We start from the raw sequence: 650 nt of genomic DNA, 5'->3' as shown, positions 1-650 counted from the left end.
AATTTTTCTGTCTAGTTAATTGTAGCCTATCCATAAAACTAATATAAAGCTTGGTACGATTCTGTTTGTAAGACATACGAATAGTATCAGAGGTAGGAGCCAAGCTGCCTGATATTAAATTATCGATAAAGTAGAAAGGTTAAGCATTAGCCGCTGCAATAACTAATGCTAGGAGACAGCAACGTGTAACCATTACCGCACGTGTTTCTGAATGGTGGTAGCGACCGATTTGAACGGCTAGGGCGGAAATACGGTGCAAATGCACGGTGGTTTCATGCAATGCTTACAGGGCGTATTTTGTAAGGGTATGTAACGGAGATAATCCCGACGGTAATGGATGTGAGAGGCCAAGCCGACGCTGACGGTAGGGCAAACAAACATAGTTGCACTCTAGCGATCGTTATTTATTTTTAACGGTCAAACTAGGGTACAACTATGCTTAAAACACTTCGCCTCAACTTCTGGTAGCAAAAGTGATTTTGAAAGTCAAAATATTTTTTATGAGTTATTTACAATTCTAAAAAACAAGTGTATTAATCTACTAATTTGAGACTTGTACTATTTTATTGTTTTCGTGTTTAATGTATTGATAAACTTTGTTTGTAACTAAACAGTCTTCGAGAGTGTAAAATATTTTGTGTAAATAGAAA

General features: G+C 36.8%; 1 protein-coding gene. It reads right to left on the bottom strand.

Annotation, left to right across the window (positions count from 1 at the left end):
* Positions 1-139: 139 nt before the first annotated feature.
* On the bottom strand, positions 140-265 hold the full coding sequence (locus HMPREF2961_RS15720) for a hypothetical protein (RefSeq protein WP_002356294.1): 126 nt from the start codon (positions 263-265) through the stop codon (positions 140-142).
* Positions 266-650: the final 385 nt, after the last annotated feature.

The organism is Enterococcus sp. HMSC076E04 (genome assembly GCF_001814285.1).
GTDB classification, from domain to species: Bacteria; Bacillota; Bacilli; order Lactobacillales; family Enterococcaceae; genus Enterococcus_B; species Enterococcus_B lactis.
Note: the sequence above shows the minus strand (reverse complement) of the source record. Positions and strands in the feature narration are given on the sequence as shown.